The sequence below is a fragment of the Vibrio sp. 10N.261.46.A3 genome, from assembly GCF_041472995.1.
Lineage (GTDB): Bacteria > Pseudomonadota > Gammaproteobacteria > Enterobacterales > Vibrionaceae > Vibrio > Vibrio coralliirubri.
On the sequence record NZ_JBFRRH010000039.1, the window covers coordinates 46,373 to 62,485 of the forward strand.

Genomic DNA, 16,113 nt, shown 5'->3' on the forward strand with positions numbered 1-16,113 from the left:
CAGCCAATAAAGAAAAAGCCAGTCGCAATGACTGGCTTTGTTGACTCTACTTTTCGGTGTTTCTATTTGAGTGGTTAAACGTTACTTGTTGGCAACGTTACCTAGCTTCAACCACGTATCGATAACCGTATCCGGGTTTAGTGAAACAGAGCTGATGCCTTGCTCCATTAACCACTCTGCTAGGTCGTCATGGTCAGATGGGCCTTGGCCACAAATACCCACGTATTTACCCGCTTTGGTTGCCGCATCGATCGCCATTTTCAGCATTGCTTTCACGGCTGGGTTACGCTCATCGAATAGGTGTGCCACATCACCTGAATCTCGGTCTAGGCCAAGTGTCAGTTGCGTCATGTCGTTTGAACCGATAGAGAAGCCATCGAAGTACTTCAAGAACTCATCAGCCAAGATTGCATTCGATGGTAGCTCACACATCATGATGACTTTTAGGCCTTGGTCGCCACGGCGTAGGTCAAACTTAGCCAGAATGTCGATAACCGATGCCGCTTCGCTTGGCGTGCGAACGAATGGAATCATGATTTCAACGTTCTTAAGACCCATCTCATTACGAACACGCTTGATCGCTTGAGTTTCTAGCTCGAAACAGTCTTCGAATACTGGTGAGATGTAACGAGATGCACCACGGAAGCCCAGCATTGGGTTCTCTTCATGTGGTTCAAACGTTTTGCCGCCTACAAGGTTGCTGTACTCATTCGACTTAAAGTCAGACATACGTACGATCACACGCTTAGGCCAGAATGCAGAAGCGATAGTCGCGATGCCTTCCGTTAGCTTGCTTACGTAGAAATCGATAGGATCTTTGTAGCCGCGAATACGTTCGTTGATTTCCGCTTTTAGCTCATCCGTTTGTGCATCGAAGTTAAGCAGTGCTTTAGGGTGAATACCGATCATCTTGTTGATGATGAATTCTAGACGAGCAAGGCCAACACCTTCGTTCGGGATTTGTGCGAAATCGAAGGCACGATCTGGGTTACCCACGTTCATCATTACCTTGGTTGGCAGCATTGGTAGCTCATCAACCTCAGAACGTTTGATTTCAAAGTCGAGTTCGCCGTTGTAAACGTAGCCTGTTTCGCCTTCTGAACATGACACTGTCACGGTATCGCCATCGTTTAGGCTGCTTGTTGCTGTACCACAACCAACAATCGCTGGGATACCAAGCTCACGAGCGATGATTGCAGCGTGACAAGTACGGCCGCCACGGTTAGTGACAATCGCAGACGCCTTCTTCATCACAGGTTCCCAATCCGGGTCTGTCATGTCTGTTACCAGTACGTCGCCTTCTTGAACCAGTGACATTTGGTCTAGCGAATCAACCAAACGAACAGGGCCAGAACCGATGCGTTGTCCGATAGCACGACCTTCAACCAAGACATCCGCCTTGTTGTTTAGCTCGTAACGCTCGATAACGTTTTGGTCGCTTTGAGAACATACGGTTTCTGGGCGAGCCTGAACGATGTAAAGCTTGCCGTCGATGCCATCTTTCGCCCACTCAATGTCCATCGGGCGTTGGTAGTGCTTCTCGATGATCATCGCTTGTTTTGCTAACTCTTTGATCTCTTCATCGTTCAACGAAAACTCGTTACGCTCTTGAGTGTCGGTGTCGATGATATCAACTTGCTTGCCGATCTCTTGATTGGTCGAGTAGATCATCTTGATCAACTTAGAACCAAACGTCTTCTTAACGATTGGGTAGTGACCCGCTTCTAGCATTGGCTTGTGAACGTAGAACTCATCTGGGTTCACAGCACCTTGTACAACCATTTCACCCAAGCCCCAAGAAGAGGTGATGAATACCACTTGGTCGAAGCCAGACTCAGTATCAAGCGTGAACATCACACCTGAAGAGGCTTTGTCTGAACGAACCATGCGTTGGATACCTGCAGACAGTGAAATGCCACGGTGGTCAAAGCCTTGGTGTACACGGTAAGAGATAGCGCGATCGTTAAACAGTGACGCGTAAACGTGCTTAGTTGCTTCGAGTACCGCATCGATACCTTTCACGTTAAGGAAGGTCTCTTGCTGGCCTGCGAAAGAAGCATCTGGAAGATCTTCTGCCGTCGCCGATGAACGAACCGCTACAGACAATTCTTCGTTGTCTTCAATTAGCTCGCGGTAGTTCTCACGGATGTCTTGTTCTAGTGATTCTGGGAAGGGTGCATCTAGAACCCATTGTCGAATCGTTGCACCTGTCTTACGCAGTGCGTCAACGTCTTCAACATCAAGTTCATCAAGTAATTGGTGAATGCGCTCATCAAGACCTTTGTAATCAAGAAAGTCGTTAAACGCATAAGAGGTGGTAGCAAAACCATTAGGTACAGAAACACCAGCATTGGACAGGTTAGAAACCATCTCGCCCAGTGAGGCGTTCTTACCGCCGACTTTGTCGACATCTTCCATGGATAGGCCATTGAACCATAGGGTATTATTTTGCATTTATTTCTCCAGAAACATAGCAAGCATTGTAGGGATTTAAAGGCAAACGATTACGTATCAGTTTAAAAAAATGTAAATTATTTTTTAAAGCTGTGGGGGACGTAATAGTCAGCAGGGTTTTGTTATATATATTATGGTTACCATCCTACTCAAAATAATTTTAAACATTAAATAAAAAATGCAAATTGATATTCAAAGTCGTGATGTATTCTATGTTTCTGATGGAACGGCCATAACATGTGAGACTTTAGGGCATGTTGTTCTAGGTCAATTCCCTTTCAAAGCCAATGAAAAAACCTTCCCGTTTGTGGAAAGTGAGGACAAACTTTCTGATTTATTAAAAGAGATTGAAATTTCGTATCGTGATACCGGGTTAGAACCGCTGGTGTTCTTTTCGATTGTGATACCTGATATCAAGGATAAATTGCTAGAAGCGCCCGCGCACTGTTATGACGTGTTAGAGAGCATCGTACAGAAAGTACAAGATGATATTCAGATGGCGCCTGTTCCTAAGTTGCAGCGCTCACGCAGTGTAAATAAGGACTCGGTGAAGTATTTCGACCGTATTGCTGCGATTGAGTACACGCTCGCGCATGATGATGGCATCACGCTAAAGGGGCTGGAAGAAGCCGACATCATCTTGTTGGGTGTTTCTCGAAGTGGCAAAACACCAACAAGTTTGTATATGGCGATGCAGTTTGGCTTACGCGTAGCAAACTACCCATTTATCCACGATGACTTAGCACGCTTAAAGCTGTTACCCGAATTTGAGATCTACCGACATAAGCTGTTTGGTTTAACCATTGATGCGGAAAGGTTGACTGAAATTCGAGAGAACCGCTTAGCAGGCAGCGAGTACGCCAGTGACTCACAATGTTTGTATGAATTGCAAACGGTAGAGGCGATGTTCCGCAGAGAGGCTGTGCCGTACATCAATACCTCTTCGCTATCGGTTGAAGAAATTTCGACACGAATCTTGGAGCGAACGGGCTTAAGACGTCGCTTGCTATAGTGGGTGGTTGATCAAACCTATGTTTTGATTTCGTTGCTCCTGATATAAGGAGCAACGAGGTTAACTTTCCCGTATTCATACACTTCTGCACCCTATATTCCTCTCTCCTCGTTAGAGTTTTTACCTACAAAGCTTATGAAAAATGTCGCTTAATTCTTTGCCTGTTTGTCGGATGTATACCTATTGTTTAAGGAACGGTTAACTAAATAACCGATAATTATTAAAAATACATGTGTCAGTTCATCAACAGGTTAGGGAAAACAGTTTATGAAGATATCAGAGCTTACTATTCGCAGTAGGTTACTTTTTGGCAATTTCATTACGATCAGTATCTTAGTCGTACTATGTGTTGTGGTGTGGAACTCAATTAAAACTTTGAATAGTACCGATGCTATGGTTACGCATACCTACCAGGTGATTGATCAATCGAACCGCCTAGTTAATTCGATGGTCGACCAAGAGACGGGTTTACGAGGCTATGCGATCGGTGGACAGGAAGAGTATCTAGAACCTTACCATGCAGGTAAACAAGCCTTTGAGCAAAGCTTATCCATAGTAAAGAACCTAACCAGTGATAACCCTGCTCAACAGCAACGATTTGATGAAGTCAATCGAGCTGCTAAGGAATGGCAGGTGTATGCTCAAGAGGTTATTGTTTTACGTAAGAGCATTCATGACGGGGAAGCATACGTGAATGAACTCAAAGCACTGATCGCGAGTGGTATTGGTAAAGAGAAGATGGATAACCTACGAGCTGAAATTGCTACAGGGCGCTATCTTAATGGCGAGTCTCTTATCAACAACATGGTGAATATGGAAACGGGCTTGCGCGGTTTTATGCTAAATCGCGAAGAAGCTTTTTTAGAGCCTTATCACGAAGGGAAATCGAAGGTAGATAAGCAGTTAGCTTCGATGGGAGACAGTCAATTATCGCGCGACATTCAATCTTGGATTGATGATTACGCATCAACCGCGATTGCATTAGTACGTGAATCCAACCGCTTTAGCTCCATTGACGACCTTTACACAAAGCTTGCTCAAAAGCAGGGTAAACAATACATGGATGGCTTGCGTAATAAAGTTGCTGAAATTATTAACGTCGAGCAAGTGCTTATGGTCGAAAGAAAAGAGGCAGCAAACTCAGCCTCTGATTTGGCACTGATGGCACTTGCAGTTGGTGGCGTCTCTTCGGTCGTTTTCTGTTTTGGTTTTGGTGCGTTCATTTCTCGAAGTATCACTTCACAGATCAATTACGTTATTGGCATCGCTAAGCAATTAGCTAAAGGTGATTTGACGGTCAATATTGAAAAAGGTGCTAAGAACGAAATTGGAGAGTTAACCAACTCGTTGAAAGCAACGGCAGAAAGCTTGAAAACCATCATTGGTAACATGATGGTGGCAAGTGAACGATTGAGCAGTTCATCGACTCAATTAACGAATATTACGGTGAGTACGAACAACGGTGCGAATGAACAGATGTTGATGACAGATCAAGTCGCTGTTGCGATGAACCAGATGTCTATCTCTGTTCAAGAAGTTGCGAGAAATGCAGTCGATACCGCTCAATCTGCAAGTGAAGCGAGTGATGAAGCGATGCAAGGTTTGACAGTAGTACAAGAGACAACCACGAGTATTAACTCCCTAGAATCTGAGATCGAGAGTACAATGGCTCGCCTCGAAGATCTTTCCCGTGAAGCTACCAATATAGGCGGTATTCTTGATGTGATATTAGACATTGCGGCTCAAACTAACTTGCTAGCATTGAATGCGGCTATTGAAGCTGCAAGAGCGGGAGAACAAGGAAAAGGTTTTGCTGTGGTGGCTGATGAAGTGCGGAGCCTTGCTCAACGAACACAAGATTCGACCTCGGAGATTCAAGGTTTAATTGAACGTTTGCAGCTCGGGACGAAAGATGTGGTGAGTAGCATGCAGAAAAGCAGTGATATTGCCAAGAGGAGCGTAGAAAATGCCGAGAAATCAGGGCAAGCTTTTGATGTTATTACTCGTTCAATCAACAATATCTCTGATATGAGTACACAAAGTGCGAGCGCCTCTGAAGAGCAAAGTGTGACGGTTGAGCAGATCAATCAAAATGTGGTGAACGTTAATCGTATTACCAAAGAGAGCGTTGCCGGGGCTGAACAAACAGTAGAATCAAGCCAAGAGTTGGTGAGTTTAGCGGAACAACTACAGAAAATTGTTGGTCAGTTTAAAGTGAAAAATGTTAGCTGAGAAAGTACGGAGTCGTTTGGCAATTTAAGCAAAGGCTAGAGCTGTCATGCCGAGCCTCTATTGAAATAGTGGGACTCTATTTTTATTGCTCAAAAAATTAAAGCAGCCTCGATGCACATTAGTATCGAGGCTGCTTTGTTTATACAGTGCGTGGTTCGTTGTGCGTTAAATGGCCATAATCCAGTAAGTAGTTATAGTCCAATATGTAACTATAGTTCAGTAAATCAGCATAGTTCAGCAAGCAAACTTAGCTCAGTCAACGCTTCACGCAATAATTAGTTTAGCGCAGTAAACTGATACCAAGTTCTTGGCTTTTTGTTTCCATCCAGCGGTTCAAATCATTTGGCCACTCAATCGTTGCCTCTGCGTAGAAGCCACGAAGCATCGAGAAATACACCGCTTGATCGACTAGAGGCAGTGATGACTCACCATGCTCTAGATCCAGTAAGAGTTCGGCATCTTTCAGTAATGGGTTAATCAGCTGAACGAACTGAGGTGTCTTTTCTATGAGTTCTTCAAAGTTAAAACCTTCGGTCTCTTTACTGGCACGCCAAGCTTCTTTGGCTCCAGCAGAGCGATATTCAGCCAAGTCGAGTTTCCACCAACGTGGGCGTCCAATCTGTTGAGTAAGAGGGAATGCGCGAGTTTGGAACGCCGTCACTTGCTCTGATGGCACACGCTGCTCATCGCTTGATTTCAAGTCCATGAAGTAAGCGATGATATCTAGGCTCTCTGCCATGATAGAGCCATCGTCTTTTTGTAAGACGGGTACCATCTTTTTACCGATCAGATCGATAAGGGTTTGGGCATCATCATAATCGACAGAAACAAGCTCAATGTTCAAGCCTAGCGATTGAGCAATGTAGGAGACTCTTGCACAGAAAGGGCAGTGGTCGTAAATGTAAAGCTTCATAGCTTCCCTCATTCGGGTCATTCTTAGTATAAGATGATGCTAATGTACCAGAAACTTTCGCAGACAATAAGCCTTTGTTAACAAGAACTATTCACTGCGATTAAGTGCTCGGGGATATCAAGATGACGATGAGAACAAGCACCTAGTGTAGAAACTCGTTGCCTAATTCTATTGTCAGTTGAGTGCGGTTTTATTGTAACGAGTAAGCGAATGAGAAAGCTGGTGGGTAAATGACGGGCATAAAAAAGGCTCTGGCTGCTCACTCTAATGCAGAAGAGTGAAGTCAGCCAAAGCCTCAATTTTGTTACCTTTAGTAGAGTGACTACTAAAAGGGCAGAGTGGTTAAACTATGCTTTTTTAAGATCTTGCGCTGGGTAAGTAAGCGTCATTGCGCCTTCTACCGTTGTAACGTGAACGTAGCCGCCACCAGCACTTAGGCCAGTTACTACCATTTCACCTAGTTCAACACCTTTTGTTGCTACAACGCGATCATCAACTGAAAACACTTTACACACCTTCAATAAATTAAATAAATACGATAGATATCGAACGCGGATTTAAACAGATGGCACCCCAATCAACTAATCCGGTTATTTGTCGTAAAGATTAAATTCAGTTATGTATAAATCAGTATGTCTTAAAAATCAGTTTGTTAACTTACAGTGTGACGTTATTTATCCGCTGGATAAACGACACCAACTTGTTGGCGCATCTCTGTAATTAACTTAGCAACCGTTAAAGCGCGCAGTTGGGCCTGCGCTTGTGTTGCGTTGTCGCCAGCAATGCAGCTAACAAAGGCCTGCGCTTCGTAACTCATGGAGTTTTCGCTTTGTGCTTGAGTAAGGTTTTCTACCGTGCCATCGCGGTAGCGGATCTTAACGTCAGTACACTCAGCGATGTGATCGATGATGATCGCCCCTAATTCACCTTGGATCTCACTTGGCGTATAAGAATCACTGACTTTGGAGTGCGCAAGGGTCACATCAAACTCAGGATACTGGAAGATCGCACAGCCATGCGCATCGACACCTGAATCAAGCAGCTTTGCAGAAGCCTGTGCATTTTCAGGTTTACCAAATAACGCGACTGTCGCGGCAACACAGTAGAAGCCAATATCGACCAATGAGCCGTTAGAAAAAGCTGGGTTGAAGGTGTTTGGGTTCTCGCCATTTAGGTATTTTTGGTAGCGCGATGAATACTGGCAGTAGTTGATGTGTGCCTTATGTACCTTGCCAATCTTTTCTAAACCAAGTTGGATTTGCTTAAAGTTCGGCAGAAACTGAGATTTGTACGCCTCAAACATCACCACACCATTTTGTTTAGCTACCTCAAACATGCGGGTTGCTTCATCAATATTCGATGCGACAGGCTTTTCACAGATGACATGTTTGCCGTGCTCCATCATGAAGATAGATTGCTCGCAATGCAGTGAGTTCGGTGAAGCGATGTACACGGCTTCAACAGTGTTGTCATTGGCCAATGCATCGAGTGAGTCATATGTCGTTTCAACGTCAAATTCTTGGGCGAACTGTGCCGCGCTGTCTAGATTTCGAGAGTAAACCGCAGCAAGTTGCATCGATTGAGATTCGTGAGCAGCTTGAACAAACTTTTGTGTAATCCAATTGGTTCCAATTACAGCAAACTTAATCATATAGGTATCCAGTCGTTAGTCGTCGTTATTATATTGATTCTGCAGAGATAGTAGCACTCAACGGCTGGCAATGTGCCCGAGATTTGCGGAACAATTTCCCTAAACATAGTGCCTAATATTAATAATTAGCCTTCACAGAACGTCTGAGTTGACCAGTGTAACGGTGCACAATTAAGCCATTTTTGCTAAGGTGTTATTGAATTCAAACAAGGTGATGATATGCAAATTCGGACGGCCAAGGTAACTGATATTAACGCGATCTTAGCGCTCTCTGAGCAGATAAACCGTCAACATCATCTTGGTGCACCTATGGTATTTGCGCCTGCGTCACAAGGCTTGGCCGACAGTGAAGAGTATTGGTTAGGCTTGATGCTTGACCCACTTGGCGCTTTCTTGGTTGCAGTAGACGACAAGCAAGTCGTCGGCTTTTTAGCGGGTAAGGTAACGCAGAACAAAGGCGTCAGTTTTATTCAGCCGCACAAGGTGGCAAGGGTGAATACGATTGTGGTGAACGATCAGGTTCAGAACAAAGGTGTTGGTCGAGCGTTAATGAAGTCGTTTAATCAATGGGCGCAAGCGAGAGGGGCGATAGAACTTAGGTTGGAGGTAATGGAGTTTAACCAACAAGCTCAAGGTTTCTATGAGTCGTTAGGAATGGAAACTCAGTCACGAACCATGTCCATGCGTTTTGAGGAGATCTAAAGGTGCGTCTGTTTTTGCCTTTATCACTGTGTTTACTGTTTATGGCTTCGAACGCGAATGCTGAGCAGGTCGTGGTCGAGAAAATAGTCTCTGACGCGACTGCTATCGAAACCATCGTATTCGAGTCTGCACCGGCTCATTCTCAACGTGTCTCAACGTCTTCATCTAACTCAACCTCTTCCACCAGCTCAAACTCCAAGCATGTGATTATTGTCGATGATGTTCTTAACAGTCGCTCTGATGAAAAGGTAGCTCAGCTTTCTCAAGGGTCATCGAAACGTCCACCTCAAAGTTCCTCACGACAGTTTTACAACGTACCAGATAGCGCCTCTGAGGTAGATTCGCTGTCGCAAGTGGTCACTTTAGTTAAAGTCGATAAATCGAAACGTAGGATGTACCTGCTTAAAGGTGAAGAGGTGATTCAGGAGTTTCGTATTGCGCTAGGCAAACAACCGAAAGGGCATAAACGCTTTGAAGGGGACAACCGAACGCCTGAAGGGGAATACCAGCTCGATTATGTGATGGAAGAGTCGGACTTTTATCGCTCAGTACATATTAATTATCCGCAACCTTCGGATATGCAATGGGCAGAGCAAAATGACGTAGACCCCGGAGGAAACATCAAAATCCATGGCATCAAAAATGGTGAGCGTCGTTCGCCGAGCTTTATTCAAAGCTTTGATTGGACGGATGGCTGTATCGCATTAACCAATCAAGATATGGATGAGTTTCTCCAACTTGTAAAAATGGGTACCCCTATCCATATTGAATGGTAGTCATTGGTACCCACTTTTCTTAATCACTTTCCGCAGTCAATTCGCGAAACCAACTTCTGAAATCAACTTCCAAAATTAAACGCTAAAGCCAGTTACAGTAAGACTCGACCAGCACTGAATATTGCAATCACAATCAGCAATGCAATGGTGACTGGCTTAAACTTCGCTCCACCAAATCTCTCGAACAGTTTAGAACCCACATAACCGCCAAACATGCTGCTTGGTAGAAGCGCGAGAGTCAGCCAAACTACATCACGGTCGACTAACCCAGCGATAGATGCCGAAACAAATGCAGTGGAATCCGCCAAGACAAAGAAGGCTATCAGGCCGGCTCTGGCAATGTGCGGAGCGACTGGGCTTGCCAATGCATGAGTGCCAATTGGAGGCCCTGACATCGAAGCCGCGCCGTTCATTACACCTGCAAGGCTGCCTAGAATATAGGGAGCAAATCTAGGTTCACTTTTGTACTGGAAACCTTTGTAGATCATAAGTGCAGACGCAAAAATGAAGGCACTGATGATCAAGATGATCGTGTCTTGGCTAACGGATTTAAGCAGAAGTAAGCCGACTGGTGTGAAGGCAAAACAAGGGATAAATACCTTTAAAACCCAGCGCCAGTTAACGTGTTTTCGAACTTTAGGCAGTAATTGAACATTGCCGAGGAGATCGATCAACATGAAGACAGGAACCAGTTCGATAACAGGCTCGAATAACGCACTTAATGGCAATGCCACTAAGGTGAAACCGAAACCTGAGAAGCCACGAACAATAGCGGCGAAAATGAAGATTGCACCCAAAATTGGGAAGGTTGGACTAAAAATGAGATCCATAAATTAAGTAACCAATGAAGCTGTCTAAATAGAGCGAGCTAATGAAACCAAGTGAGTAGCGGAATGTACTCCTACTCACTTGTGTTTGCTACCTAATTTTAAGGTTTTCCGAGAGTTAATTTTAAAGTCTCTCGGGGGTGTTTTTCAGTATTTGTTTGGTCAATTTATAGAGGTGAATTGATTCGGGAAATCAGTGAATACGGCATCTACTTTTGAGATGAATTTGAAGTGAGACGGATCGTTTACTGTGTAGCACCAAGTTTGAATATTTGCTTCACTGAGTGTATCAAGATCGCTCTGATTCACATGCTCGTAATTCATGTGACAGCTGAACGCTTTCACCTCGTCAATCAACATCAAGTCGGCTTGAGTCAGTTGCTCTGTGATCACACCAACTCGGTATCTCGGCAGGTGACGGGCCATTTCAGAAACCACTTGATGGCTGAAACTTGAAAGCAGCACTCTGTCGGTGTCTAGATTTGAACGAATCAACTCGGTATGCAGCAAATCAACGACATGAGGCGCTTGATGTCGACTGTCGACTTTGATTTCTAAGTTCACGCTGAGATCATGCTGCTCAACAAGCGCGAGCAACTCTTCCAACGTCAATATTCTTTCACCAGCGAACTGATCAGACTTCCAACTGCCAAAATCGAGCTGACGCAGTTCTGCAAGGGTATGTTCGTCGACACGACCCTTACCATCACTGCAGCGCTCAAGGGTGTGGTCGTGACAAACCACAAGTTGATCATCCTGAGTTGGTTGAATATCTACTTCAATCCATTTCAAGCCGAGTTTAGCGGCTTCTTCAATGCTTGCTTTGGTATTTTCTGGGTGAGTACCTGCTACACCCCGATGACCTACGATGATAGACGACATAATTAATCCTTCTTAAAGACGCACCGTAAAAACGCATTAAATATCAGTGTACTCGATTAAGCGAGAGCCGTCGTTATGCTTGTCGCTTCTTCGCGTGACTCTTGTGAAGTAAAGTTATTCGGCTGAATACGCTTCCCCCGACTGTCGAAAATATGCAGGTTGGATTTATCAATGCTTAATCCGAGCGGCAGTACTTGGCATAGTGTCGTTTCAGGCGTGACGGCGATAAAGGGTTGGTCGTTCACAAGGCCATGAACCAATTGATTCGGCCCCAATGGCTCAACCACACTGATACGCAGTTCGAGAGGCAAGGTGTTCATCTTCAATTCGGAACAAACCTCAGAGTGTTCAGGGCGAATGCCAAGCGTGATAGTCGCGTCCTTAACATGCGCGTACTCTGGCAGATACATTTGTTGATCGCCGATTTCAAGATAGCCATCATCGAGCGTGGCAGTTAGGAAGTTCATCGCGGGGCTGCCAATGAAGCTTGCCACAAAGGTGCTGGCAGGCTGGTGGTAAACTTCTCTTGGTGTGCCGACTTGTTCTATCTGACCTTTGTTGAGAACCACGATTCTATCTGCCAGTGTCATGGCTTCGACTTGGTCATGAGTCACGTAAACACTGGTTACGCCTAGCTCGCGTTGCAGCTTTTTGATTTCTAATCTCATGTGAGCGCGCAATGAGGCATCTAGGTTAGACAAGGGCTCGTCAAACAAGAACAGTTGAGGGTCGCGAACGATCGCTCGCCCCATAGCAACACGCTGGCGCTGACCACCCGAAAGCTTGGCTGGCTTGCGGTCTAGGTACTCTTCTATTTTCAGTGTCTTGGCGACTTTCTCAATCTTCTCTTCAATTACGTGTTGGCTGACACCTCGGTTCTTTAAACCATAAGCGAGATTTTTGTATACCGTCATGTGAGGGTAGAGTGCGTAATTTTGAAAGACCATTGCGATATCTCGTTGAGCTGGCTTTTCGTTATCAACACGACGGCCACCCAAGTGAATCTCTCCGCCAGAGATGCTTTCCAACCCTGCTATTGAACGCAGGATAGAAGACTTGCCGCAGCCCGATGGGCCAACCAACACAAGAAATTCACCCTTTTCGATATCAAGCGAGACATCTTTCACTGCACGATGACCGTTCTCATAAGTCTTTACCAAGTTTTTGATGCCTAACATGGTAGGTGCTTTGTGCGTATGGTTTTGAGTGGCTTGGGTGTGCCCTAACGTTTGTTTTAACTTTGGCATCGGGGTGTCCTCTGATTTTTGCGGAGAAGCCGGGTGAGACATCTTGTACTCAGCGAGTGATTGAATGCGGTTATCGTTCATTTGATTTGTGTCGTTATTATTTTTCACTTTCTACTAGCCCTTTTACAAACCAACGCTGAAATACAACCACCACTAAAACGGGTGGCAACATAGCTAAAATCACCATGGCAAAAACATAGTCGTAGCGCGGTAAACTGGTTTCATTGATGTTGTTGAGTACTTGTTTGATGCCCATCACGATGGTGTTGTAGCCTTCGTCCGTGGTCATCATGATTGGCCACAGATATTGGTTCCAACCCACCACAAACATGATGATGAAGATTGCGGCAATCATGGTTTTAGACAGTGGCAATAATATGTCGACAAAGAATCGAAACGGACCTGCGTTATCTAGCTGAGCAGCTTCTAACAATTCATCGGGGATGGTTTTGAAGAACTGCCTAAAAAAGAACGTCGCGGTGGCTGAGGCGATTAAAGGCAGAATTAAACCTGTGTAGCTATTAAGCAGCCCAAGCCCAGCGACAACTTCATAGGAAGGGATAATGCGCACTTCTAATGGCAGTAAAAGCGTCACGAAGATCAACCAGAACCAAGCTGTAGCATAAGGAAGTCTGAAGTAGACCAAAGCATACGCGGCCATCATCGAAATAATGATCTTACCGATCGCAAAACCTAGCCCCATAATCATTGAGTTGGCGATCATTTTGCTGGCGGTGACTTCGCCACTGAAGCCCATGCTTTTGTTCCAAGCTTCGCTATAAATGGCCGTAAAGTTATCGCCTGGAAGCCATTGCAGGCCTTCGCTGACAATGGTGTTTGGGTTATGCGTCGAGCTGGCGAAGATTAGCCAAATAGGGACCAACATGAACAGCATCCCAGCAATTAAAATTAGGTGGTCAGAGACCTTATTACTTTTCATAAATAACTCCTGTCGCGTTAAAACCTAGCTGTAGTGGGCTAGTAATGAACACGCTTTTCTACAACGCGAAACTGGATAAATGTAAGAGTGAGTACCAGTAGCAACAACACAACTGACTGCGCAGAGCTGCCGCCTAAATCTGCGCCAACAAACCCGTCTCGATACACCTTGTACACCAACGACGTTGTGCCGCCACCCGGGCCGCCATTGGTCATGGTGTCGATCACGCCAAAGGTTTCAAAGAACGAGTAGGTGAGGTTGATGACCAGAAGAAAGAAGCCTGTAGGTGCGAGTAACGGGAAAGTAATGGTCCAGAAACGTTTTGAGTCGCTGACGCAATCGAGCATCGCCGCTTCTTTTACTGCGTAAGAGATCGATTGAAGCCCAGCCAGAAAGTAGATGAAATTCACCGAAACCTGTTTCCACACTGAGACCAGAATCAGAGCAAACGTGGCATCCACAGGGTCGGTCTGGAAGCTAAAGTCCCAGCCTATAACCGCAAATATCTCGGTAAACACGCCAATGTGTGGGTTAAACAAGAAAGCACCGATTACGCCTGCAATCGCAGGAGCAACCGCGTAAACCCAAGTAAGAGTGACCTTGTAAGCGCCTTGTCCGTGAATGATGTTGTCGGCTTTAACCGCGAGCAGCAGCGCTAAGGCAAGCGATAAGAAAGAGACCACGATTGCGAACATTAATGTGAAGCCAATCGAGTTCAGATACTCGCTCGATTCGAATAGCATCTGATAGTTCTCGAACCACACGAATATCGATGAGGTGCCCCAAGGGTCTTCTAGCATGAAGGACAGGTAAACCGCCTTTGCTGCTGGGTAGATAAAGAAAACCGCAATGATGAGTATCTGAGGCGCCAAAAATAGGTAAGGCAGCGGAGAGTGAAAGAATTGCTGACGTCGTTCCACAGGGTAATCCCCAAAAATTAGTGACTGTTATCACTGTTAGTTACGGTGAGCACTAGCGCTATAGCAAAGGAATGCATCCAGTTGAGTTGTAGTTTTTGGAGCAAGAAATGGCGCTAGTGAAGAATCTCCTCACTCCTTGCCATTGCGTTTTTAATGACGCAGTGACAAGTGGTGAGGAGCAATGAACAGCTTTCGGTTGTTAAGCCTTTAGCTCAGTAATCTGCTTTGGTTAAAAAGCAGAATTAGTTCATCGTACGAGCGAAGCGTTTCAGCAGCTTGCTGCTCTCATCTTCGACTTTATCTAGGCTGTTCTCGACGCTAGAGCGGTCGGCGAAGATATTGTCAAACTCACGATGCATCACTTCACGAATTTGAGGGTAGTATCCTAAGCGGTAGCCCTTAGTCCATTCACCCGATTTTAGGCTTAGTTGCTTAACGCCCACTTCTGCGTCTGGCTGTTCGTTGTAGTAGCCAGACTCTTTCGCTAGCTCATAGGCAGCCGTTGTTACAGGTACATAGCCAGTGGTTTTGTGCCAGTAAACTTGAGTTTCAGGCTTAGTCAGGTAGTCAAAGAACGCTGCGACACCTTTGTCTTGTTGTTGGTCATGGCCATTGAGTGCAAACAGAGCAGCACCGCCAATGAAGGTTAAGCCTGCGTCTGGGTTAACCGATTTCCAATATGGAAGGTATGTGGTGCCGAGTTCGAAAGGTACGCGGTTACGTAAGCCACCGAATGAGCCTGAAGAACCCATCCACATCGCCACTTCTTGGCGCTCGAAAGGTGTTTGGTTTGCATCCCAGTCGCTGCCGTAATACTTGTAGTAACCGAGATCTGACCACTCTTTCATCTTGCTAACGTGCATCATCATGTCTTTGGTGTTGAACATGATCTTAGTGGACAAGCCATCGTAGCCGTTGTTTTGATCTGCGACCGGCAGGTTGTGGCGAGACTTAAAGTTCTCGAACATGATCCACGGCGTCAGAGATTGAGAAAACGCGATGTGTCCTTCAGCCTTCAGTTTCTTAGCAACCACTTCTAGTTCTTCATAAGTTTTAGGCGCGTCTGCGCCCACTTCCGCGAGAAGATCTTTGTTGTAGTAAAGAACCGGTGTTGAGCTGTTGAAAGGCATACCAACCATCTTGCCTTGGTTGTCGGCATAGAAGTTACGAACGCCAGCTAGGTAGTCGTTTGAATTAAAGTTGTAGCCCGACTCAACCAGAATATCCTGTACCGGTTTCGCGACGCCTTTCGCGTTCATGATGGTTGCTGCGCCTGCATCGAAGACTTGCAGAATATTGGGTGCTTCACCTGCTCGGTATGCCGCGATACCCGCTGTTAAGGTCTCTGTGTATGAACCTTTGTAGATTGGCGTGATCTGGTAATCATCTTGTGACGCATTAAAGTCGGTCGCAATTTTGTTTACTGTTTCTCCAAGCTGGCCGCCCATTGCGTGCCACCAAGTGACTTGAGTCGTTGCGAACGCTGGCATTGCCGCTGTCGCAGAAAGAACGCCTGCCAAAATTAGCTTATTCATCTTCGTTTCCTTTTGGATGAAA

The 16,113-nt window shown here is 45.4% G+C and carries 14 protein-coding genes; 4 read left to right on the forward strand and 10 right to left on the reverse strand.

Features of this window, described 5'->3' with window-relative positions; translation table 11 throughout:
- Positions 1-81: 81 nt before the first annotated feature.
- Entirely contained in the window at positions 82-2,454 is a 2,373-nt protein-coding gene (gene ppsA / locus AB4484_RS11110; protein WP_048609039.1) for a phosphoenolpyruvate synthase, read from the reverse strand.
- Positions 2,455-2,632: 178 nt separating this feature from the next.
- Here ppsA and AB4484_RS11115 point away from each other — a divergent pair, with 178 nt between their 5' ends.
- Both AB4484_RS11115 and AB4484_RS11120 read left to right on the forward strand, forming a co-directional pair.
- Complete coding sequence (locus AB4484_RS11115; RefSeq protein WP_086774572.1) at positions 2,633-3,466, forward strand: pyruvate, water dikinase regulatory protein; 834 nt, start codon at positions 2,633-2,635, stop codon at positions 3,464-3,466.
- Positions 3,467-3,733: 267 nt separating this feature from the next.
- Complete coding sequence (locus tag AB4484_RS11120; RefSeq protein ID WP_050649750.1) at positions 3,734-5,698, forward strand: CHASE3 domain-containing protein; 1,965 nt, start codon at positions 3,734-3,736, stop codon at positions 5,696-5,698.
- A 280-nt stretch (positions 5,699-5,978) separates the two neighbouring features.
- Here the strand turns inward: AB4484_RS11120 and grxB are convergent, their stop codons facing one another.
- From grxB to AB4484_RS11135, 3 genes are all read right to left on the reverse strand, one after another.
- On the reverse strand, positions 5,979-6,611 hold the full coding sequence (gene grxB, locus AB4484_RS11125; protein WP_372078107.1) for a glutaredoxin 2: 633 nt from the start codon (positions 6,609-6,611) through the stop codon (positions 5,979-5,981).
- 347 nt (positions 6,612-6,958) lie between these two features.
- Positions 6,959-7,117, reverse strand: coding sequence for a hypothetical protein (locus tag AB4484_RS11130; RefSeq protein WP_004733064.1), 159 nt, complete (start codon positions 7,115-7,117; stop codon positions 6,959-6,961).
- Positions 7,118-7,281: 164 nt separating this feature from the next.
- Positions 7,282-8,262 carry a Gfo/Idh/MocA family protein gene (locus tag AB4484_RS11135; RefSeq protein ID WP_050633215.1) on the reverse strand — a complete coding sequence of 327 codons (981 nt, stop codon included), beginning with the start codon at positions 8,260-8,262 and terminating at the stop codon, positions 7,282-7,284.
- Positions 8,263-8,481: 219 nt separating this feature from the next.
- On the opposite strand from AB4484_RS11135, the gene AB4484_RS11140 reads away from it, so the two are divergent.
- Positions 8,482-8,964 (forward strand): N-acetyltransferase family protein, encoded by a 483-nt coding sequence (locus AB4484_RS11140; protein ID WP_372078109.1) that lies wholly within the window; start codon positions 8,482-8,484, stop codon positions 8,962-8,964.
- Positions 8,965-8,966: 2 nt separating this feature from the next.
- Entirely contained in the window at positions 8,967-9,740 is a 774-nt protein-coding gene (locus tag AB4484_RS11145; RefSeq protein WP_050644096.1) for a murein L,D-transpeptidase family protein, read from the forward strand.
- Between the two features lie 92 nt (positions 9,741-9,832).
- Here the strand turns inward: AB4484_RS11145 and AB4484_RS11150 are convergent, their stop codons facing one another.
- The 6 genes from AB4484_RS11150 to AB4484_RS11175 form a co-directional block, all read right to left on the reverse strand.
- Complete coding sequence (locus AB4484_RS11150) at positions 9,833-10,570, reverse strand: sulfite exporter TauE/SafE family protein (protein ID WP_050645840.1); 738 nt, start codon at positions 10,568-10,570, stop codon at positions 9,833-9,835.
- A gap of 159 nt (positions 10,571-10,729) precedes the next feature.
- A complete protein-coding gene (locus AB4484_RS11155; RefSeq protein ID WP_372078112.1) occupies positions 10,730-11,449 on the reverse strand; it encodes a glycerophosphodiester phosphodiesterase family protein in 720 nt (239 codons plus the stop codon).
- Positions 11,450-11,505: 56 nt separating this feature from the next.
- Entirely contained in the window at positions 11,506-12,804 is a 1,299-nt protein-coding gene (gene ugpC, locus AB4484_RS11160) for a sn-glycerol-3-phosphate ABC transporter ATP-binding protein UgpC (RefSeq protein ID WP_372078114.1), read from the reverse strand.
- Entirely contained in the window at positions 12,794-13,636 is an 843-nt protein-coding gene (gene ugpE / locus AB4484_RS11165) for a sn-glycerol-3-phosphate ABC transporter permease UgpE (protein WP_017060566.1), read from the reverse strand. The genes ugpC and ugpE overlap by 11 nt, the downstream gene beginning before the upstream one ends.
- A gap of 38 nt (positions 13,637-13,674) precedes the next feature.
- The gene (locus AB4484_RS11170) at positions 13,675-14,556 is read right to left on the reverse strand and encodes an ABC transporter permease subunit (RefSeq protein ID WP_017064901.1); all 882 of its coding nucleotides are present in this window, start codon (positions 14,554-14,556) and stop codon (positions 13,675-13,677) included.
- 242 nt (positions 14,557-14,798) lie between these two features.
- Positions 14,799-16,091, reverse strand: a complete 1,293-nt coding sequence (locus AB4484_RS11175) for an extracellular solute-binding protein (RefSeq protein WP_048612845.1) — start codon at positions 16,089-16,091, stop codon at positions 14,799-14,801.
- Between the last annotated feature and the right edge of the window lie 22 nt (positions 16,092-16,113).

Bases quoted from the DNA above. Each gene is read 5' to 3' on its own strand.
- ppsA (WP_048609039.1), bottom strand. From the start codon at position 2,454: ATGCAAAATAATACCCTATGGTTCAATGGCCTATCCATGGAAGATGTC.
- AB4484_RS11115 (WP_086774572.1), top strand. From the start codon at position 2,633: ATGCAAATTGATATTCAAAGTCGTGATGTATTCTATGTTTCTGATGGA.
- AB4484_RS11120 (WP_050649750.1), top strand. From the start codon at position 3,734: ATGAAGATATCAGAGCTTACTATTCGCAGTAGGTTACTTTTTGGCAAT.
- grxB (WP_372078107.1), bottom strand. From the start codon at position 6,611: ATGAAGCTTTACATTTACGACCACTGCCCTTTCTGTGCAAGAGTCTCC.
- AB4484_RS11135 (WP_050633215.1), bottom strand. From the start codon at position 8,262: ATGATTAAGTTTGCTGTAATTGGAACCAATTGGATTACACAAAAGTTT.
- AB4484_RS11140 (WP_372078109.1), top strand. From the start codon at position 8,482: ATGCAAATTCGGACGGCCAAGGTAACTGATATTAACGCGATCTTAGCG.
- AB4484_RS11150 (WP_050645840.1), bottom strand. From the start codon at position 10,570: ATGGATCTCATTTTTAGTCCAACCTTCCCAATTTTGGGTGCAATCTTC.
- AB4484_RS11155 (WP_372078112.1), bottom strand. From the start codon at position 11,449: ATGTCGTCTATCATCGTAGGTCATCGGGGTGTAGCAGGTACTCACCCA.
- ugpE (WP_017060566.1), bottom strand. From the start codon at position 13,636: ATGAAAAGTAATAAGGTCTCTGACCACCTAATTTTAATTGCTGGGATG.
- AB4484_RS11175 (WP_048612845.1), bottom strand. From the start codon at position 16,091: ATGAATAAGCTAATTTTGGCAGGCGTTCTTTCTGCGACAGCGGCAATG.